The 20,437-nt window shown below is 70.7% G+C and carries 10 protein-coding genes; 7 read left to right on the top strand and 3 right to left on the bottom strand.

The window, feature by feature from the left end; genetic code table 11:
- Positions 1 to 152: 152 nt before the first annotated feature.
- Genes OHS57_RS35985 through OHS57_RS35995 form a run of 3 tightly spaced genes read left to right on the top strand, consistent with a single transcriptional unit; the run spans position 153 to position 14,411 of the window.
- Positions 153 to 4,229, top strand: coding sequence for a non-ribosomal peptide synthetase (locus OHS57_RS35985; protein WP_328584694.1), 4,077 nt, complete (start codon positions 153 to 155; stop codon positions 4,227 to 4,229).
- The gene (locus tag OHS57_RS35990; RefSeq protein WP_328584695.1) at positions 4,229 to 13,534 is read left to right on the top strand and encodes a non-ribosomal peptide synthetase; all 9,306 of its coding nucleotides are present in this window, start codon (positions 4,229 to 4,231) and stop codon (positions 13,532 to 13,534) included. The genes OHS57_RS35985 and OHS57_RS35990 overlap by 1 nt, the downstream gene beginning before the upstream one ends.
- A gap of 4 nt (positions 13,535 to 13,538) precedes the next feature.
- On the top strand, positions 13,539 to 14,411 hold the full coding sequence (locus tag OHS57_RS35995) for a TauD/TfdA dioxygenase family protein (protein ID WP_328584696.1): 873 nt from the start codon (positions 13,539 to 13,541) through the stop codon (positions 14,409 to 14,411).
- Between the two features lie 45 nt (positions 14,412 to 14,456).
- Here OHS57_RS35995 and OHS57_RS36000 read toward each other — a convergent pair whose 3' ends face one another.
- Both OHS57_RS36000 and OHS57_RS36005 read right to left on the bottom strand, forming a co-directional pair.
- Positions 14,457 to 14,891, bottom strand: coding sequence for a hypothetical protein (locus tag OHS57_RS36000; protein WP_328584697.1), 435 nt, complete (start codon positions 14,889 to 14,891; stop codon positions 14,457 to 14,459).
- Between the two features lie 22 nt (positions 14,892 to 14,913).
- A complete protein-coding gene (locus tag OHS57_RS36005; protein ID WP_328584698.1) occupies positions 14,914 to 15,315 on the bottom strand; it encodes a hypothetical protein in 402 nt (133 codons plus the stop codon).
- A gap of 229 nt (positions 15,316 to 15,544) precedes the next feature.
- Between OHS57_RS36005 and OHS57_RS36010 the strand changes: the two genes are divergently transcribed.
- A complete protein-coding gene (locus OHS57_RS36010; RefSeq protein WP_328584699.1) occupies positions 15,545 to 16,060 on the top strand; it encodes a GNAT family N-acetyltransferase in 516 nt (171 codons plus the stop codon).
- 48 nt (positions 16,061 to 16,108) lie between these two features.
- On the opposite strand, the gene OHS57_RS36015 is transcribed toward OHS57_RS36010, so the two are convergent.
- Entirely contained in the window at positions 16,109 to 16,711 is a 603-nt protein-coding gene (locus OHS57_RS36015; protein WP_328585239.1) for an HD domain-containing protein, read from the bottom strand.
- A 346-nt stretch (positions 16,712 to 17,057) separates the two neighbouring features.
- Between OHS57_RS36015 and OHS57_RS36020 the strand changes: the two genes are divergently transcribed.
- The 3 genes from OHS57_RS36020 (at position 17,058) to OHS57_RS36030 (ending at position 20,437) form a co-directional block, all read left to right on the top strand.
- A complete protein-coding gene (locus tag OHS57_RS36020; protein WP_328584700.1) occupies positions 17,058 to 18,077 on the top strand; it encodes a LacI family DNA-binding transcriptional regulator in 1,020 nt (339 codons plus the stop codon).
- Positions 18,078 to 18,161: 84 nt separating this feature from the next.
- Positions 18,162 to 19,460 (top strand): extracellular solute-binding protein, encoded by a 1,299-nt coding sequence (locus OHS57_RS36025; RefSeq protein ID WP_328584701.1) that lies wholly within the window; start codon positions 18,162 to 18,164, stop codon positions 19,458 to 19,460.
- Positions 19,457 to 20,437, top strand: coding sequence for a carbohydrate ABC transporter permease (locus tag OHS57_RS36030; protein ID WP_328584702.1), 981 nt, complete (start codon positions 19,457 to 19,459; stop codon positions 20,435 to 20,437). Before OHS57_RS36025 ends, OHS57_RS36030 begins: the two co-directional genes overlap by 4 nt.

A 20,437-nucleotide genomic window follows, 5' to 3' on the forward strand; every position in this document is an offset into this window, starting at 1 on the left:
TTCTTCGGGTGGCAGCGAGCAATGTTCCATGTTGTTTCCGCGTTTCTCAAACCCAAAACTCCGTCAAAAGAAAGTCAGGTAGCCGGCGGGGGCCGGGGTATTGAGCGCTGCCTGCGTGCAATTGCAGCGCATTTCGAAGAAAGGGCGAGGTCTTGTCGACGACACCCCGCTTCCAGGACGCGACGACCGAACCGAACACAACGACCGAGGCGAACACAACGGACGAGTCAGTGGTCGGCGGTGAGACGGCTTCCTTCGGGCAGCAACGGATCTGGCTGATCAGCCAGTTGGAAGGGGCCGGCGCGGCGTACAACGAGCCGTTGGCATACCGGCTGCGGGGGAGCCTCGACCGGGACGCTCTGCGCCGGGCTTTCGACGCGCTCGCACAACGCCACGACACGCTACGGACCCGGCTGGTGGCCGCCGAGGACGGGCTGCGGGCGGTCATCGACCCGCCGGAGCGCGGATACGCCGTCGAGATCGACGACCTCGGTGAACTCCCCGACCCGACAGCCCAGGTGGCGGCGCTACGGCAACAGGAGGCGACGCAGCCGTTCGACCTCGGCCGGGGGCCGCTCGCGCGGGCGCGGCTGATCGTCCTGCGGCCGACAGACCACATCCTGCTCGTGACGGTGCATCACACCGTCTTCGACGGACGCTCCATGGAGGTCTTGCTGAACGAACTCAGCTCCCTCTACGCGAACGCGCTGCGTGACGACGGGACCGCTCTGCCGCCGCTCCCCGCGCGGTACGCCGACTTCGCCCGCAGACAGCGCGACTGGAGCCTCGGTGGCGAAGCGGCCGAGCAGGAGGCCTTCTGGGCGAAAACACTCGCCGATGCCCCGCCGCTGCTCGAACTGCCCACCGATCGGCCGCGACCGGCCCGGCAGGACCACGACGGCGGCCGGGTCCCGGTGCACCTGGAGCCCGAACTCGTCGCAGCGCTCGGCGCGGTCGCCCGGCAGCATCGCAGCACCCTGTTCGGCGCCGTACTGACCGGCTGGGCCGCCCTGTTGTCGCGACTGACCGGACAGACCGACATCGTTGTCGGAAGCCCCGTCGCCAACCGCCGGCGCACGGAATACACCGGGCTCATCGGATTCTTCGTCCAGACGCTCGCCCTACGCGTGGACCTCAGCGGTGACCCCACCGGCTCGGACCTGCTGCGTCGCACCCGCGCTGTGCTGCGCGCCGCGCTCGACCATCAGGACGTGCCCTTCGAGCGGGTCGTGGACCTGGTCAACCCGCCGCGCAGCGCCGCCCATACGCCGCTGTTCCAGACCATGCTCGCCTGGGCACCGGCCCGCGCCGAGCTGGTCAGCATCCCCGGCACGGAAGCCGAGGCGCTCGACATCCCGCACGCCGCAGCGAAGTTCGACCTCGCGCTGTCCCTGGAACAGGACGACAGCGGCGTCCACGGCTATCTCGACTACGCCACCGCACTCTTCGACCGTGACACCGTCGAGCGCTACGCGGCCTACCTGAAAAGGCTGTTGGCGCAGATCGCCCGCGATCCCGGCGCAGAGGTGGCCGACGATGCGCTGACCGACGAGGCCGCCGAGCAGCGGATCCTCACGCAGTTCAGCGGCCTTGGCGCGGACAACGCCCATCCGGTGACCGCCGAAGAAGCCGACCCCGCCGGCATCGTCGAGCGGTTCGAGGCCCAGGTGCGTGCCCACCCCCACGCCCCCGCCGTCGTCGCGGGCAAGGACCAGCTCGACTACGCCACCCTCCAGCGGCGGGCCGCCCGCCTGGCACACGCCCTGATCGCCCGTGGCCTCAGGCCCGGTGCGTGTGTGGCGCTGCACTGCGGGCGTACCGTCGATCTCACCGTGGGAGTGCTGGGCATCCTCAGCGCGGGCGCCGCGTACCTGCCCCTCGATCCCGCGCAGCCACCGGACCGTATCGCCGCGATGGTGACGGACGCCAAACCTGCGCTGGTTCTCACCGACGCGCCCGGATCCGGCGAGGGCTGGGAGGAGATCGCCGCAGTCGAGGCGGAGGGGAAGCGCGACGACCCGCCCGGCATCCGGACCGGGGACGCGGACCTGGCCTACGTCATCCACACCTCGGGCTCCACCGGCCGCCCCAAGGGCGTCGCCGTGACGTACGGCAGCATCCGCAACCTCTTCGCCGCGTGGCGAAAACACTTCCCTGACACCCCGGGCGAGCCCACCTCGGCCTGGTCGGGCATCGGCTTCGACGCCTCCATCCACGAACTGCTTCTGCCGCTGACCACCGGTGCCGTCGTACATCTGGTGCCGGACGAGGTACGCGGCGACCCCGCCGCACTCTTCGACTGGATGCGGGAACACCGCGTCGTGCAGGCCTTCCTGCCGCCGTCGTACGTGAAGTGGATCGACGAGGACCCCGAAACCCGACTGGCGGGGCTGGCCCTGCGTCAGTTGCTGACCGGCGTGGAGTCGCTTCCCGAGCGGGCGTTGCTGCGCATGACGCGCGCGCTGCCCGGGCTGCGGATCTGCTTCGGCTACGGTCCGACGGAAGCCACCCTCTACAGCACCGCCTACTACGACCCACAGTCGCTGGACCGGCCGGCCCCCATCGGCCGGCCCTTGCCGGGGACCCGGCTCTACCTCCTGGACGAGCGGCGACGCCCCGTCCCGGTCGGTGTGCCGGGGGAGGTGTTTCTCGCCGGGGCGAGCCTGGCCCAGGGATACCTCAACCGCCCTGACCTGACAGCTGAGCGGTTCCTGCCCGATCCGTTCGTGCCGGGTGGGCGGATGTACCGTACGGGCGACCTCGCGCGCTGGCTCCCCGAAGGCAACGCCAGCTACCTCGGCCGCCGCGACGACCAGATCAAGCTGCGGGGCTTCCGGATCGAACCCCGTGAGATCGAGGCCGCGTTGCTCGCGCTGCCCGACGTCGGAGAGGCCGTGGTGCTGGCCGACCGGGACGACGCGGGCGAGTCGCGGCTGGTCGCGGTCGTCGCGGGCGGCGAGGTGGAGTCGCGTACGCCGTCGGAATGGCGGAGTGCGCTGTCCCGGCGGTTGCCGGACTACATGATCCCCGCGCTGTTCGTGCGACGGTCCGCACTGCCGCTCACACCCAGCGGCAAACTCGACCGCGCGCTGCTGCTCGCAGAGGCCCGCACCGCTCGCGGGGACGGCGGGAACCAGGTGAACACCGCCAGCCCCCGCGACCATGTCGAGATGGCGCTGTACCGCATGTGGCGACGGATATTGCTGCACCCCTCCATCGGCGTCACCGACAACTTCTTCGACCTCGGGGGCACTTCGCTGTCCGCCATCAAGGTGGCCAGCGCCGTCCGCGAGGAGTTCGGCCGGGAGCTGCCGATCCGGGAGATCCTGCTGCATCCGACCATCGAGACGCTCGCGGAACTGCTGCGGGCCGGGACCGTGCCGCGCGGCGCGGACAGTGACGTGATCGAGTTCCGGCGCGGGAACGGGCACCGGCGGGTGGTGTGTGTGCATCCGGCGGGCGGTACGGCGTTCTGTTACCTGTCGTTGGCGACCGCGCTGCCCGAGGAGGTCGGTGTGGTCGGGCTGCAATCACCGGGGCTCAGCCCCGGCGAGTCACCGCTGCCGGACGTCGGCGCGATGGCCCAGCGGTATCTGGAGCTGGTCGATCCACTGCCCGGCGAGTCGCTGGTGTTGTGCGGGCTGTCCTACGGCGGCCTGATCGCCTACGAGATGGGCCGACGACTCGCGGCGGCGGGGCACAGCGACTTCAGTGTGGTGCTGCTCGACACCATCGCCACCGACGACACGGAGGTACGCGCTGCCCTCGGCCCGGTGGACGCGGCGGAGTTCAGGGAGAAGCTGGTCCGCTTCAACGGGATGTACCCGGGCATCGACGACGACCAGATCGACCGCTACTTCCGTATCTACAACCACAACCGGATGACGGCCCGCGCGTATACGGTGCCCACCTCCCCGGCGCGAGTCGTGTTCGTCGAGGCGGCTCCCGAGCCGGGGGCCGAAGCCACTCCGGATGCCGTTGCTGATGCGGAGGAGGCGCCCGGTGCCGAGGCCCGGGCGGTGTCCGGGGCCCGCGACTTCTGGCGGCGCAAGGTCCGTGGCGGCTTCGCCGTCGAGACGGTCGGCGGTGGCCACTGGGATCTGCTGGAGAGCGACGAGGTGCCACGGATCGCCGAGATCATCACCGCCGAACTGGACCGGACGGCGGTCCCCGGGACGCCGCCCGGCGCCGGAGCCCCGGCCGAACCGTCCGCGATGCTGGAGCGCTGATGCGACCCTCACAGGATTCCGCCGGGGTCACTCCTGCCGGCCTCGCCGAGCGCGTCCACGAGCAGGCGCTGCGTAGCCCGCACGCCCCCGCCGTCGCGGACGGCGGCCGGACGCTGGACTACGCGGCCGTCGACGCCACAGGCGCTGCTGTGGCGGACGCACTCAGCCACGCCGGTGTGTCACCCGGACAGGCGGTGGCGGTGTGTCTGCCCCGGTCCTGGCAGCTGGTCTGCGTGATGCTGGGGGTCCTGCGGCTCGGCGCGCGCGTCGTACCGCTCGACGCCCAGAGCCCGCCCGCACGCCGCGACCACATCCTGCGGGACAGCGGCAGTGTGGTGGTCATCCATACCGGCGAGGCCCCGCAAGGGCTGCCGGAGACGGTCCGCCCGCTGACAGCCGACGCCCTCCTGCCGTCCGGGGACTCCGTTTCGGGGACGGCGGGGGCACCGGCCGCTCCCGGCCCTGTCTCGTTCCTCTTCTACACCTCAGGAACCACCGGCCGGCCCAAAGGAGTTGAGGTGCCCGATGCGGGCATCCTCAGGCTGGCCCTCCCCGGATACATCGACCTGTCCTCGGGTGCGCGGTACGCCTGCCTGTCCAACCCCGCCTTCGACGCGCTGAGTTTCGAGGTATGGGCACCGCTGCTGACCGGCGGCTGCTGTGTGATCCTCGGCGACGACGCCGTGCAGACTCCGTACGAACTCGCGGCGGCGCTGCTGCGTGAGCGTATCGACACGGTGTTCGTGACGGTGGCGCTGTTCAACGCGGTGGTGGAGGCGGTGCCCGACTGCTTCGCCGCCGCCCGGCAGGTACTTGTGGGCGGGGAGCGGCTCAACGGGCGCATCATCCGCGACTGGTACCGCCACAACGCGGCCAGTACGACCCGGCTGCACAACGTCTACGGGCCGACGGAGACGTCCACCTTCGCCCTGTGCTACCCGATACCCCGGGACTTCACCGGGGACGAGGTGCCGATCGGGCGGCCGTTGCCACGGACCACGGCGCTCCTGGTCCCCGCCGACGGTGGCCGCGAAGCCGCCCCGGGCGAGGTCGCGGAGCTGTACCTGGCCGGAGAGGCAGTGGCTGTCGGTTACCGCGCCCTGCCGCAGGAGACGGAGCGGCGCTTTGTGACGCTGCCCTGGTACGACGGCGGCCAGGCGCGTTTCTACCGTACCGGTGATCTGGTGAGCGCCGACGCCGAGGGGGAGTTGGTGTTCGTCGGCCGCGCCGACCGGCAGGTCAAGGTCCGCGGCTTCCGGATCGAACCGGGCGAGCTCGAAAGGCACATCACCACCCACCCCGCGGTACGGCAGGCATACGTGTGCGTCCGCCGGGAGAAGACCGGGACCAACGAGCTGCTGGCCTATGTCGTCCTCGGCGGTGAGGTGTCGTACGAGGAGTTCGACCAGCACCTGGCGGCCGGTCTGCCCGCCTACATGCGCCCCCATCACACCTACTGCGTCGCCGAACTGCCCTTGAACGCCAACGGCAAGGTCGACCAGGCGGTGCTCCTGCGGCGTACCGATCCGCCGTGGCGGCCCGCAGGCGACGACGGGCCGGTGTCGCCCTGGCAGCGTGACGTACTCGACCTGGCCGCCGAGATGCTGGGGACCTCGCGTCCGCGCCTCGGTGACCGGTGGATCGCGGCGGGAGGCGACTCCCTCAAGGCGCTGCGGCTGCGCTTCGAAGTGCGCCGCCGATGGTCCTGCGAGCTGTCCTCCTCGGCCGTCATGCGTGGGGACTTCGCCGAGATGGCCGCCGAGATCGCCGCCGCGAGGCAGCGGGGCGGGAACGATGACGGTTCGCCGTATCCGCCGGTCCCGGCGCCGAGTGCGGCCCGCTCCGCGCCGGCCACGGCCGAGCAGCAGCGTCTGTGGCTGCTCCAGCAGCGCTCGCCGTCCTCCCGCGCCCATCTCGTGGGGGCGGCCTTCCGGGTGGACGGCGTGGTCGACGTCGGCTTGCTGCGGCAGGCGCTGGCCGCGCTGGTGGAGCGCCACGTGGCGTTGCGTACGGGCTTCGAAGCGCAGCCGGACGGCCTGTTCCAGGTGGTGGGGGACCCGTACGACCCGTGGACCGAGTCCAGTGCGGTTGACGGAGAGCCCGGCCCCGCCGTCGCGGAGCGCTTCTTCGCCGAGCCGTTCGATCTCGCGCGGCCCCGCATGCTCCGGGCCTGCTGGCTGCCACGCCCCGGCGGCGGCGAACTGCTGCTGCACCTGCACCACATCGCCGTGGACGGCTGGTCCCTCAACGTCCTGTTCCAGGAGCTCTCGGCAGAGTACGCGAGGGCAACGGGCGACGCGGACACGAATCCGCCCGTCGCCCGGCGGGCCCCCACCCCCTTGGACTTCGCCGGCTGGCAGGCACAGTGGTTCACCCGCCCCGCGTACGAGGCGCTACGGGACGAACTGTGCACCCACCACGAAAGGGTGGCGGACGAGCCCGAGCGGCTCCCCTCCCGTGGCGAAGGCGGTCTCGGCGCGGTCCGGCTGCTGCACACCTCGCTGGACGCGGCTCAGCGGGCACAGGCCGACCGGCTGTGCGCCGAACTCGGCCTGACCCGGTTCGAGTTGCTGCTGGGTATTTTCGCCTGGGGCGTGTACGGGGCGACCGGGCTGACCCGGCCACGGGTTGCGGCGCCGGTCGCCAACCGGCCGGTCGGCGAGTTCGCGGACAGTGTGGGCATGTTCGCGAACACGGTGCTGCTGCCGCTCGCGGTCGCGCCCGGTGAACAACTCCGCGATCAGGCAGCTCGGTTGGGCGCCGGTGCACGTGAGGTGCTGGACCGGCAGGACGTGACGCTCGCCGATGTGCTGGCCGATGTGTCGCCGTACGGGGACGGCGCGCCGTTCGACTTTCTCTTCGTCCTGGAGAACACCGACTTCCGCGCTCTGGACCTGCCCGGCTGCGCCGTCCGGCCGTGGTGGCCGGTACCCGCCGAGGCCAAGTGCCCGATGACGCTGAGCGTGGTCGAGGACGCGGGCGCTCTGGAGTGCCTGTGGGAATACGCCGACGGTTACTTCACCGCCGACGAGGTGTCGGCCATGGCCGACATGTTCCGCCGGGCCCTCGACCTGCTGACGGACGACACCACAGCCGACACGACGGACGTTGCGGCGCCCTACCGGCGCTCGCTGCCGGACCATGGGCGCGGCGCGGCAGTCACGCCGGCCTGGTCCACCGTGGCCGAGGGCTTCGCCCGTCAGGTGGCACGTACGCCTGATGCGCCGGCCGTGGTCGCGGGCGACCGGGCGGTCGACTACGCCGAACTCGACGCGCTCGCACAGACGCTGGCGCTGCGGCTGTCGGCGGCTCATCCAGACGAGACGGACGACGGCGGCCCGCGCTGTGTCGCCCTGCATCTTGAGCCGTCGGTGGAGCATGTGGTGGCGCTGCTGGCGCTGGCCCGGCTCAACTGGACGATCGTGCCGCTCGATCCGGCCTATCCTGCGGGGCTGTTGCGGCATGTGCTGACCCAGTCACAACCGCTCTGTGTGCTGGTGCCGCCCAGTGGCGCGGCTCCTCTCGAAGGCGCCGACCTGGCAGAGCTGCCCCGCTACGAGGTCGACCTCTCCGCGCCCGCCCCGTCAGGACGGGGACCGTTGCCGGGGCACGACGGGGCCCGGCCTCTGTACACCTTGTTCACGTCCGGCTCCACCGGTACACCCAAGGGGGTGCAGGTGCCGGACCGTACGCTGAGCAATCTCCTGCAATGGCAGGCCGAGGCAGGAGGCCTCGGGGCGGCGGCCGTCACCCAGCAGTTCTCGATGCTCTCCTTCGACGTCTCCTTCCAGGAGGTGTTCGGCACGCTGTGCGGCGGCGGCCGGCTGCATCTCGTACGGCCGGGGTGGCGACAGGATGTTCCGGCGCTGCTGGAGCAGTTGGAGTCGGCCGGCGTGGAGCGGATCTTCATGCCGTACGTGGCCTTGCAGTTGCTGGCCGAACACGGTGTGCATCTCGGCCGTTTCCCGTCCCGGCTGCGGGAGGTGATCGTCGCGGGCGAGCAGTTGGTGTGCACCGAAGCGGTGCGGCAGTGGTTCGCCGGACTGCCCGGGGTGCGGCTGTTCAACCACTACGGCCCGACCGAGACCCATGTCGTGAGCAGCTTGTGCCTGGACGGAGATCCGCTGCGCTGGCCGGAGCGTCCGGCCATCGGCGCACCAGTGGCGAACGCGTTGCTCCGGGTGGTCGACGAGGGCGGCTTGCCGCTGCCGCCCGGCCGGGCCGGGGAGTTGCTGATCGGCGGTCTGATGGCGACGCGCTGCTACCTGGGAGCCGCGGCCTCGGACACCAGTCGGTTCGTGGAGCTGTCGGAATTGGGGCTGTTCTACCGCACCGGTGACCGCGCCCGCTTCGACGACGAAGGTGTGCTGCACTATCTCGGCCGGACCGATCAGCAGATCAAACTCAGCGGTCACCGGGTGGAGTTGGCGCAGGTCGAGGCAGCATTGATGCGGCATCCGCAGATCGTGGGCGCGGTCGTGACGCACGACGGCAAGGAGCTGGTTGCCTGTCTGCAGTGCCGCGAAAAGGCCCCCTCGGTAACGGAGTTGGCCGCTCACCTGTCGGCACTGCTGCCCGCCTTCATCCAGATCCGCCGCTTCCGCGAGCTGGATACCCTGCCACACACCCCCAGCGGCAAGCTGGACCGCGCGAACGCACTGCGGGCACCGGGCAGGGAACTGGGCGTGGGCACCGCCTCCGGAGCCGCCGCCCTGACCGGGGTCGAGACCCGGCTGGCAGCGGCGTTCGAAGCGGTGACCGGCCGGACCGTCGGGGCGGACGAGACGTTCTTCGACGCGGGTGCGTCCAGCCTGTCGCTGATGCGGTTTCATCTGCGATGCACCACGGAGCTGGGACTGCGGTTCACGGTCGCCGACCTGTTCGAGTACGTCACGATCCGTCGCCTGGCACGCTTCGTCGAGCAGGGCCGTGAACCGGCCGCCCGCCCGGCGCAGGAGCCTGCTGCCGTACGGGACGAAGCCCTCCCGGCCGCCGGGCCGCACGGCGCGGGTGCTTCGTACGCCGGGGGTGTTCCCTCGGACGAGCCGATCGCGGTGATCGGGATGGCGGTACGGCTGCCCGGCGCCCGCGATCTGGCGGAGTTCTGGCAGCTGGTGGAGACGGCGGGCCGGGGCGTGGAGCACTTCGAGGCGGCGGACGGGCTGGTGGGTGCCCGCAGCCAGATGGAGGGGATGCTCGCCTTCGACCCGGAACGCTTCGGCATCAGCCGGCAGGACGCGCGGCTGATGGATCCCCAGCAGCGGCATCTGCTGATGAGCTGCGTCGAGGCGCTGGCCCATGCGGGTATCACTGGAGCTACGGCCGGCCAGGTCGGCCGGGTCGGTCTGGTCGCGGGCGCCGGTGAGAACACGTACTTCCAGGAGATGCTGCGCGAGGCGGACCCCGAGCGGCTGCCGGACGCCTTCCAGTGGGCTCTGCATCACGAGAAGGACTTCCTCGCCACGAAGGTGGCCTACCGGCTCGATCTGACGGGACCGGCCTTTACCACCCAGGCGGCGTGCGCGAGTTCGCTGGTCGCTGTGCATGTCGCGGCGGGGCTGCTGCGGCAGGGCGACGCGGATGTGATGCTGGCCGGCGGTGTTCTGGTGGACACCACGATGCGGGACGGTTACCGCTACCAGCCGCAGCACATCTTCTCCCCGGACGGACACTGCCGGCCGTTCAGTGACGACGCCGGTGGCACGATCGGTGGCAGCGGTGTCGGTGTGGTGGTGCTCAAACCGCTGCGGGCGGCGCTGCGTGACGGGGACACCGTCTACGCCCGGATCACCGGTTCTGCGCTGAACAACGACGGTGCGGAGAAGCTGAGTTACAGCGCGCCGTCGGTGGCCGGGCAGCGCGAGGTGATCCGCTCGGCGCTGCGCCGCAGCGGCCGTACCGGCTCCGACCTCGGTTACGTGGAAGCCCACGGCACCGGCACCCGTCTTGGTGACCCCATCGAGGTGGAGGCGCTGCGCCAGGCGTTCGGGGTGAGCGAGCCGGCCAGCTGCGCGCTGGCGTCCGTGAAGAGCCAAATCGGCCATCTGGGCGCTGCGGCAGGGGTGATCGGGCTGGTCCGTGCCGTGCTGGCGGTGCACCACGGGCTCATCCCGCCCAATGCCGACTTCCGTGCCCTGAATCCCGCGATAGGGCCGGACGCCGGTCCGTTCTACATCCCGGCGCAGCCGCGCCCGTGGCCGGCGGGCCGTCCCCGGGTGGCGGCGGTGAGCAGCTTCGGGATCGGCGGGACGAACGCGCATGTGGTGCTGGAGGCGGACCGGGACTCTCCGGACACCGGAACCGGCCTGGCGGGTTCAGCTGCGGTGCCCGCGTGCCTGGTGCTGTCGGGCCACTCCCACACCGCTGTGCGCGCCGACGCCGAGCGGATCGCGGACTACCTCACCGCGCAGCCGCAGGCGTACCCGCAGGTGGTACGGCATCTGCGGGCAGGCCGCCCGCAAGGCCCCTGGCGGATGGCCACGGTCTGCGAGGATTCCGCCGCCGCGGTGACGTGGCTGCGTACGGCCGAGCCGACCATGGTCGAGGACGTCTCATCTCCGACCCCGGTCGACCCGGACGATCAGCCCGCTCCGGTCCTGGTTGCCGCGTGGCTGGCGGGGGAGTCCGTCGTCTGGCCCGCAGGACCGGCACAAGCGCCGTGGGACTTTCCGCCGCCCTCCTTCGACCTGGCCGACTACGACTTCGCGCGCCTCCCGACAGCCGCGCCTGCCCCGGCGGTTCCTGCGCTCCCCGCCGCCCCCGCCTCCGTACCGGCGCGGTTGCCCGAGGGGGAGTGGCTACGGCAGCCGACCTGGACCCGGCGACGGCGCGCCGACGCCGGGGAGGCGTCCCCCGTCCAACGGTTGCTTGTCCTCGTAACCGAGGAGACGGCCTCCGCCGACACCGTCGGTGCCTTCGCCGCCGGGTACGCCCGGGTCGTACGAGTCCGCGCGGCGAAGGGCTTCGCCCGCCTCGACGAGAACGACTTCGCGCTGGATCCGGCCGACCCGACAGCCCTGCGTCAACTCCTCGACGTACTACCGCAGGACGGACCGCACGACGGCATCGACTGGGTGCACGCGCTCCCGCTGTCGGTAGCCGGCCCGGTCGGTGCGCCGACTCTGGAACGCGCTCGGCGGGCCTGCCTCGACGCACCCGCCGCACTGGCCCAGGCCCTCGCGGGGCGCACGGATGTGCACTGCTGGTGGCTGTCCTACGGTGCCCGGCCGGTCGAGGGTCCGGTATCGCGTCCCGAACTCGCCCTGCTGGCGGGCATCACGGAGGTGGCCTCGCAGGAGGCGCTGTCCGAGGGCACCTGGCTTGATCTCCCTACCGCCGACCTGACCCGGTGGGCCGCCACGGTGGCCCGTCTCATCGCTGCCGCGCCCGCGTTGCCACGCCAGTTGGTGTTGCGACAGGGCTACTGGTGGGAGCAGTCGTCCGTACCGCTCCATGCGGCAGCGGGGGATGCGGGTCCGGTCATGGTCCCCGAGGGGGCTGTGTATCTCGTGCTCGGCGGGACGGGTGGGATAGGGCGCGCCGCCGCGCGGTGGTTGCTGGAACGTGGTGCGGGAAGGGTGTTGCTGCTCGCGAGGCAGCCGGAGTTGCCCGAGGAACTCGAACCATGGTCCGGCCGAGTCGAGTTGGTGGGAGCTGATCTGTCCGAGCTGAAGCCCGATGAGGTGTTGGCCCGGATCGGTGCGTCTACGGACCGGCTGGACGGTGTGGTGCATGCGGCGGGGGTGGCGGCGGGCGGTCTGATAGCCCGGCGCGACGCTGCGGCGGTGCGGGATGCCACGGCGGCGAAGCTGAACGGGGCACTGCTGATCGAGGAGTTGGTCCGCCGCTACGCACCGGCCGTGGTCCTTTACTGTTCCTCGATGTCGGCGCAGCTCGGCGGGGTCGGCCAACTCGACTACGCCGCAGCGGGAGCGGCGCTGGACGCCTTCGCCCACCACCGGTCCGCCGACCTGGAGAGCACGGTGCGGATGACGGTCGACTGGGACGTGTGGCGGGAGTCGGGGATGGCGCTGCGGGCCCCGGCGTCGGACGTACGGCATCAGGCGCACTTGGCGGTGGGCCTGACGACGGCCGAGGCTGAGCGGGTGTTCGACCGCGTTCTTGGCTCTGGCCTGCCGCATCTCCTGGTCTCCACGACGGATCTGCGGGAGTCCGAGACGTTCTACGCCCCGCCGCGGCTCCCGGTGGCGGAGGTGGCCGCCACACCCGCACCTGCCGATCCGGCGACGGAGGAGGATCCGGCCGGTCTGCTGGCTGGCCTGCTCTGCGAGTGGCTGGGGGTCGAAGACCTGGACCCCGCGGAGTCGTTGTACGACCTGGGTGCGGACTCGCTGACGATGCTGGACTTGATCGGGGCGGTCAAGCAGCACTTCGGGGTGGAGCTGGAGCTGTCCCGGCTCAGTCACCGCGTGGGGCTTGACGAGGTGCTGGAGCGTTTGCGGGAGGCGGCGCCGCAGCCGGCAGCCGCGGACGGTGTTCCGCTGGAGGTGTGGCAGGAAGGTACCGGGTCGGACGTGCTGTGTCTGGTGCACCCGGTCGGCGGGGACATCCAGGCGTACCGGACGCTGGTGTCGGCGCTCGACCCACGGCTGACGGTCTGCTTGGTGGCGGATCCCGCGCTGCGTGACGCACACGGTCCCGAGTGGAGTCTGCCGGAGCGGGCCCGGCACTACGACGCGGCGCTGCGGGCCCACTTGGGGGACGGCGTACACCGGGTGAGTCTGGCCGGCTGGTCGTTCGGCGGCTGGGTGGCGTTCGAGATGGCGGCGCTGGCAGAGCGGGAGGGACGGCCGGTGGACGGTGTGTTTCTCCTGGACCCGCCGCCGCCCGGTTCGGGCGCGCGTTTCCAGGACTACGACGAGTCCCAGTTGGAGGCGCTGTTCACGCACGAGCTGGGTCACACACCGGGGGACACCCCGAGCGGGGAGGCGGGAGCGTACGCCGAGCGTCTCGCCCGGTGCTGCCGTGCCAACCTGCGCAGCATGGCCGCGCACACCCTGCCGCGACTGACCACCACCCCGGTGCGCACCTGGCTGGCCACCCGCCCGGTGGCCGGCCTGCCGCCCGCGGCCGGCCCGGTGCGGGACCATCCCGCGCTGTGGCGGCCGTATCTGCCGGACGGGAGCTCCTGGCATCTGCTGGAGACCACGCACTACGGCATCGTGACCGCACCCCACGCACAGGCGGTGGCCGAGGCGATCAACTCGGCGTCGGCCGCCCGGCCGTCCGCCACCTCCACGGGCGATTCCACCCACGTCTCACGTCACACCTCACAAGGAGATTGAGCACATGGAGAGTTACGAGCTGGAGGCGGTCGGCGCCGTCACGACCCGGCCCGCCGTGCAGTACCGGACGATCGAGGTGGCACCGGTCACGCCGCTGATCGGTGCCGAGGTCAGCGGGGCCGACCTGTCCGCCGAGCTGCCGCCGGACCAACTGGCCGAGATCAAGGAGGCGTTCCTGCGCCACCATGTGCTGGTCTTCCGCGACCAGACCATCTCCCAGGACGACCACAAGCGCTTTGCCGGGCACTTCGGTCCGCTGCGGCCCGTCAACCCGCCCCCGCCGGACGGCGATCCGTACATCCTGGAGATCAGTACCGACAAGGCGGCGGACAATGTCGCGGGTAACGGCTGGCATGCGGACGGTACCGCCGACGCGGAGCCTTCTCTCGGGTCGATGCTGTACATCACGCGTGTCCCCGAGGGAGGCAGCGGCGGCGACACGCTGTTCGCCAACATGCACCTCGCGTACGAGATGCTGTCACCGGCGCTGCGGGGAATGCTGGAGGGCATGACGGCCGTCCATGACGGGCTGATCGCCTTCAAGGGGTACACCCCTCCGGCGGACTATGTCATTCCCAAGGCGGAGCACCCGTTGGTGGTGCGTCACCCGGAGACCGACCGCAGGGTCCTCTACGTCAACGGCGCCTACACCGCCCGGATCCCGCAGCTGTCGCCGGACGAGAGCGAGGCGCTGCTGGCGATGCTGTGCGAGATCCCCGCCCGCCGCCCGATGCTGAGCTGCCGGGTCCGCTGGGCCCCGAACACCCTGGTCTTCTGGGACAACCGCTGTGTCCAGCACCACGCGGTCTACGACTACTACCCGCTGACGCGCTACGGCCGACGGGTGGCGATCGACGGAGGCCCCCTGAAAGCCTGATCGGACCGGCGGCCCGGCGGTGGTGCCTGGCAACGCGCTGAAGCATCACCGCTGACGCACTTGATCAGGCGCGCTCCGGCGGGTCCGTTGGGTGCGCCGCGCTCCGATCATGCTGAGGAGACCGGCGACGAAGGCAAGTACGAGTCCGGCGGTCATCACGACATTGCCGGTCACGGTGCCGAGGTTGTGTGAGGTCAGGTTGGGCGTCAACTGACCGGCCAGGGTGCCGACGCCGACGATCCAGAACGCGATGAACACTCCGAAGGCGGGGTGCCACCACCAGCGGGCGGTGAGCAGCACGAGCACACCGAACACGACGATGAAGGCGATGCCGGGCGGGAAGACGACGCCGAAGGGCGGCAGAGCATCGGCGAATGTGGACGGGTCGGCGAACCACTGGACGACCAGGCCCACGACACCGACGAGCAGACCGGCGAGGGAGAGGAGAGTGTTACGGCTGAGTTGACGCGGACGGAGCATGATCAGTTTCCTCACGGTGGGGTCAACGGGGCGTGCGGCGTCCGGAGATGGCCGAGGCTGTCGCGAAGGAGGCAGCTGCTACGAAGCTGAGCAGCTGTAACCAGCCGGCGGTGAAGTCCACTGCGCGGTCCGGCCGGATCAGCCGGGCGGCGAACGCGGGCGCGGCGAGCCCACCGGCGATGAAGAAGACGCTCATGGTGACGATGAGCAGCGGAGTGAACCGCCACCGGACGAGCGCCACCATGACGGCCAACGCGAGGTCGATGAACGGGCCCGGACCGTCGTAACCGGGCGCTTCGTCGCCGATGGCGGCCAGGACCAGAGCTACGCAGGTGGCGGTGAGAAACATCCGGTGCCGGCCCTGCGCGTGACCGATGGCGGTCCAGGCCGACCGGAGTTCACCGGGCGGCGTATGAGCTGTCACGAGGCCCCTTCCTTTGCCGGGTGGTGCGGTGGTGTGTTGGCAGTGTTGATGCCATCAAGTCCCCACCTCCCGCGCTGAATCGGACTGCCGGCGGTGGCCGGTGCCGTCGCACCATCCTCTGTGGCGGCGCGGCTGCCGTCGTCGTATGACGGGCGGCTTCCCGGGTACACCGCTCGGCGTAGCCGGGCGGTGTACGAAGCACGACGGTCCGGATCGATATCGTGACCACATGACTGAGTTGACAGCCCCGACCACCCGCCTGCACTCCGCCTGGCTCCAGGCGCATGCGGAGTGGGGTCCCGGTCTCCACGAGGACGGATTCGGACTGCGGCCGTCCGACGAGGTCGAGTCGCCGGCCGGGTTCGCGGCCTGGGTAGCGTTGCTGGCTGACGCATCGACGCCGAAAGCGGTAGCGGCCGGTCAGGGGTGTACGTACCGCTGGATCGTCGAGGGCGACCGGGTGCACGGCGGGATCGCGTTGCGGCACGGGCCGAACGACGAGGTCCGGCAGTTCGGCCACATCGGTTACGGCATCCGGCCGTCCTCACGACAGCGCGGCCTGGCCACGTGGGCGCTGGGCCAGATCCTCGACGAGGCACGAGCGCTCGGCCTGGACCAGGTGCTGATCGTCTGCGAGGTCGACAACCTCGCCTCGGTGAAGACGATCGAGCGTCACGGCGGTGTCTTCGAAGAGATCAGGGACACCGAACACAGTCCCGTGCGGCGCTACTGGATCAAGATCTAGGTTCTTGATCTTGCCGACCGGGCACGAGCACGATCTACCGCCGGCGTACTAGGCGGGGGCGTCTAGCGCATTGGCGGCCATTCGGTCGGCGAGCCCCGATCGCACGGCGCTGCCCGCGGAACTGCCGGGTTTGCGTACGGCCTGGGCCTGGAAGCACGACAGGAACTGCTCGGCGAGGTCGAGCCGGGGGTAGCGTTCCAGCACCTCGGCCCGGAAACCGGCCGGGTAGTCGTCCGCCTCCTTCCCGATGACCTCGGTCGCTGTGGCGCGGGCGAGCAGGTGTCCTTCGGGGTCCGCCGACACGTCCACCTGCGGCCACATATGCCGGACGATCACGTTCGACAGGCGCTCGCGGCGCTCGGCCGGCCATCCGGCGCCCGCCGCGAAGACCTGCGCGACATGGCCGCCCGCCTCCTCGAACGCGACGGTGTGGCTGTCGAACACCGGCACCAGCCCGACGTCGTGGAACAGCGCCGCGACGTAGAGGAGTTCGGGGTCGAAGGGAATGCCGTCCGCCACGCCGCGAGCGGCAGCCCACACGTAGGCGCGCAGCGAATGGTTGAGCAGCGCGGTGGAGAGGTAGGCGGTCGCCACCTCCAGGGCGGCGGCCGACGTCACACCGTCGGGTACGGGGACGGTGTCGAGCGACATACGGGTCACTGGGGGCCTTCCTCTGCAGGGCTGTCCGACACGATGCGGATGTTCGTTCTATCGCACCTGTCGTCGTCGGCCGCGAAGGCCACCGGTGTTTCGGCGAGCGTACGCACATCCCCGCGCCGGTGCCCATCCCGGTCCCGGTCCCTGTCCCGGCCCCGAAGCGGCCCAGATCACATCGCTCCGCCTATTGACGCCTGTAGTTCAAACCGGTTTAGTAAGCGCCGGTCGGTCGTTTAAAGCGGTTTAGAAGCCGCTTGAACGGTCCGGCGTTTGAACGGACCGGCGGTTGAACGGACCGGTCCGAGGACGAACACAGGAACCACAGAGAGCGGAGGGCGTCGTGGCTCGCAGGCCCACCATCGCCGACGTCGCACAGCGCGCGGGTGTCTCGCGCAGCTCCGTCTCGTTCGCCCTGAACGACCGGCCGGGGATCGCCGAGGAGACCAAGGAACGGATCCTCGCGGTCGCCGCCGAGATGGGCTGGACCCCGAGCCACTCCGCCCGCGCGCTGTCCCTCGGCAAGGCCGGCGCCTTCGGCCTGGTCCTCGCGCGGGAACCCGACCTCATAGGCGCCGACCTGTTCTTCCCCGCCTTCATGGCCGGTGTCGAGGTGGCCCTCGGGGAGCGCGGCGACGGACTCATGGTCCACCTCACCACCCCCGAGCGCGAGCAGTCCGTGTACGAACGGCTCGCCGCCGACCGGCGGGTGGACGGCGTGCTCCTCACCGACCTGCGCTACGAGGACCCGCGCCCCGCCCTCATGCACCGGCTCGGCCTGCCGGCCGTCGTGGTCGGGCAGAGCGAGTGGAGCGACGGGCTCACGTCGGTGAGCCTCGACGACCGGCCCGCCTACGTGGACGCCGTCCGCTGCCTCGCCGGGCTCGGACACCGCCGCATCGCGCACGTCGAAGGCCCCCAGGAGTTCCGCCACGCTCACCGGCGCAGGACCGCCTGGGAGGAGACGCTGCTTGAGCTCGGCCTGCCCGATGGGCCCGTGCTGCCCGGCGGCTTCACGGCGGAGGGCGGCGCGCTGGCCACCCGTGAGCTGCTGTCGCTGGCCGAACCGCCCACCGCGATCGTCTACGGGAACGACCTGGCGGCGACGGCCGGGCTCTCCGTGGCCCAGGAACTCGGCGTACCGGTGCCGGAACGCCTCTCGGTCGTCGGCTACGACGACACCCCCCTCACCCGCTACACCCACCCACCGCTGTCCTCCGCCCGCGCCGACGCGCGCGGCTGGGGGGAAGCGGCCGCCCGCGCCCTTGACCGGGTGCTGGCCGGTGCGGAGGTCGCGCACGTCGTGCTGCCTCCGGCCGAGTTCGTGCCCCGCGCCTCGATAGGTCCGGCACCCCGTGCCTGACAACGGGGCCGGCCGGCCTTCGAGGCGCGGTCAGCAATTCCCGTCCGGCGACGAGGCCGGGCGTGCACAGTTCGGAGAGTTTTCATGCTGAGGAGAACCGCGTACTCGCTGCTCGTGCTGGCTCTCGCCGGGGCCGCGACCGCCTGCGGCCGGCCGGCCCCCGACCAGGCGACCGCCGCGAACGCGCGCGGCCCGATCAGGGTCTGGCTGTCGAACAACGCCCAGGAGGTGGCCTGGGGCGAGGACATGATCGCCGCGTGGAACAAGACCCACCCGGGCCAGCACGTCACGGCCCAGCAGATCCCGGCGGGCAAGACCTCCGAGGAGGCCATCAGCGCCTCGATCATCGCGGGCACCAGCGCCTGCCTGGTCTTCAACACCGCGCCCGCCTCGGTGCCGACCTTCCAGAAGCAGAACGGCCTGGTGCCGCTCAGCGACTTCCCGGACGGCGACAGCTACATCAAGCAGCGCGGCGGGGCCCTCACCGGTCAGTACGCGTCGCAGGACGGCAAGTTCTACCAGCTGCCGTGGAAGAGCAACCCGGTGATGATCCTCTACAACAAGAAGATCTTCAAAAAGGCCGGACTCGACCCCGAGCACCCGCGGCTCGCGACCTACAGCCAGTTCCTGAAGACCTCCCGCACCCTCGTGCACAGCGGCGCCGCCAAGGCCGCCATCTGGCCGGCGCCCAGCAGCGAGTTCTTCCAGTCCTGGAACGACTTCTACCCCGCCTTCGCCGCGCAGAGCGGCGGCAAGCAGCTCATCGAGGACGGCAGGCCGCAGTTCGACTCACCCGCCGGACGGCAGGCCGCCGCGTTCTGGCGCACGCTGTACGCGGAGAAGCTCGCGCCGCAGGAGGCGTACGCGGGGGACGCGGTGAACGACGGCAAGGCCGCCATGGCCACCGTCGGCCCGTGGGCGGTCTCCGCCTACAAGGACAGCGTCGACATCGGTGTGGCTCCGGTGCCGACGGCCGAAGGGAAGTCGGCGCAGGACACGTACTCCTTCAGCGACGAGAAGTCCGTCGCGATGTTCAGCGCCTGCGAGAACCGCGCCACCGCGTGGGACCTGCTGAAGTTCGCCACCTCCGCCCAGCAGGACGGGAAGTTCCTCGACGCGACCGGTCAGATGCCGATGCGCGAGAACCTGGCCGGGCGCTACCCGGAATTCTTCGCGAAGAAGCCCGTCTACAAGGCGTTCGCGCGACAGGCCGACCACGTCGTCGAGGTGCCCAACGTGCCGGGGTCCGTGGACATCTGGCAGGCGTTCCGCGACGAGTGGACCAAGTCCGTCGTGTTCGGCGACGAATCGACGGACGCGGCGCTGCGCCGGGCCTCCGACAAGATCACCAAGCTGCTCGACGAGTACGGGGACCCGTCATGACGAACCTTCGTCCCATCGCCGCCACCGCCGGTGACGCCACTGCCACCACCGGCGCCGCCACCGCTCCTACCGGCGACAAGCCCCGCGAGGGCGCCGCGACCCGCCACGGCCGGACCCGCTCCCGCACCGGCGCGCTGTTCGTGACGCCGTACGTGCTGTTCCTGCTCCTCGTGTTCGCCGTCCCGATGGTCTACACGCTCTGGATATCCGTCCACCGCTTCTACTTCACCGCCCCCGGCACGCACATCGACTCGCCGTGGGTCGGACTCTCCAACTACCGGGACGTCTTCACCGACCCGGTGGTGGGCCGCGCCTTCCTCAACATCGCGGTCTTCCTCGTGATCAACGTGCCCCTCACGGTGATCCTGTCGCTCGTCCTCGCCGCGGCCCTCAACGCGAAGATCCGCTTCCGCGCGTTCTTCCGCGCCGCCTACTACCTGCCGTACATCACGGCGAGCGTCGCGCTCGTCGCCGTGTGGCAGTTCCTGTTCGGCTCGGACGGCTTCGTCAACAACCTCCTCGGCTCGCACGCCCCGGACCCCTCCTGGCTGGTCAACTCGCATCTGGCGATGCCGATGATCGCCTTCTTCGTCACGTGGAAGCAGCTCGGCTTCTTCGTGATGCTCTACCTCGCTTCGCTCCAGAACGTCGGCAAGGAACTGTACGAGGCCGCCGCCGTCGACGGCGCTGGCCGCATACGGCAGTTCTTCTCGGTGACCGTGCCCGGAGTGCGGCCGGCGACCACCCTCGTGGTGATCTACGCGATCATCACCGGCGCCAACCTGTTCAGTGAGCCCTACCTGCTGACCGGCGGCGGCGGACCCGACCACGCCTCCACCTCGCCCGTGCTGCTCATGTACCAGAAGGGCATCGAGCAGGGCCATCCCGACTTCGCCGCAGCGCTGGGCGTCGTCCTCGTGGTCTTCGTCCTCGTCATCTCGCTGGCCGCCCGCAAACTCACCGAGAGGGGCAACTGA

Source organism: Streptomyces sp. NBC_00370 (assembly GCF_036084755.1).
GTDB lineage: Bacteria > Actinomycetota > Actinomycetes > Streptomycetales > Streptomycetaceae > Streptomyces.

Bases quoted from the DNA above. Each gene is read 5' to 3' on its own strand.
- OHS57_RS35990 (WP_328584695.1), top strand. From the start codon at position 4,229: ATGCGACCCTCACAGGATTCCGCCGGGGTCACTCCTGCCGGCCTCGCC.
- OHS57_RS35995 (WP_328584696.1), top strand. From the start codon at position 13,539: ATGGAGAGTTACGAGCTGGAGGCGGTCGGCGCCGTCACGACCCGGCCC.
- OHS57_RS36000 (WP_328584697.1), bottom strand. From the start codon at position 14,891: ATGCTCCGTCCGCGTCAACTCAGCCGTAACACTCTCCTCTCCCTCGCC.
- OHS57_RS36010 (WP_328584699.1), top strand. From the start codon at position 15,545: ATGACTGAGTTGACAGCCCCGACCACCCGCCTGCACTCCGCCTGGCTC.
- OHS57_RS36015 (WP_328585239.1), bottom strand. From the start codon at position 16,711: ATGTCGCTCGACACCGTCCCCGTACCCGACGGTGTGACGTCGGCCGCC.
- OHS57_RS36025 (WP_328584701.1), top strand. From the start codon at position 18,162: ATGCTGAGGAGAACCGCGTACTCGCTGCTCGTGCTGGCTCTCGCCGGG.
- OHS57_RS36030 (WP_328584702.1), top strand. From the start codon at position 19,457: ATGACGAACCTTCGTCCCATCGCCGCCACCGCCGGTGACGCCACTGCC.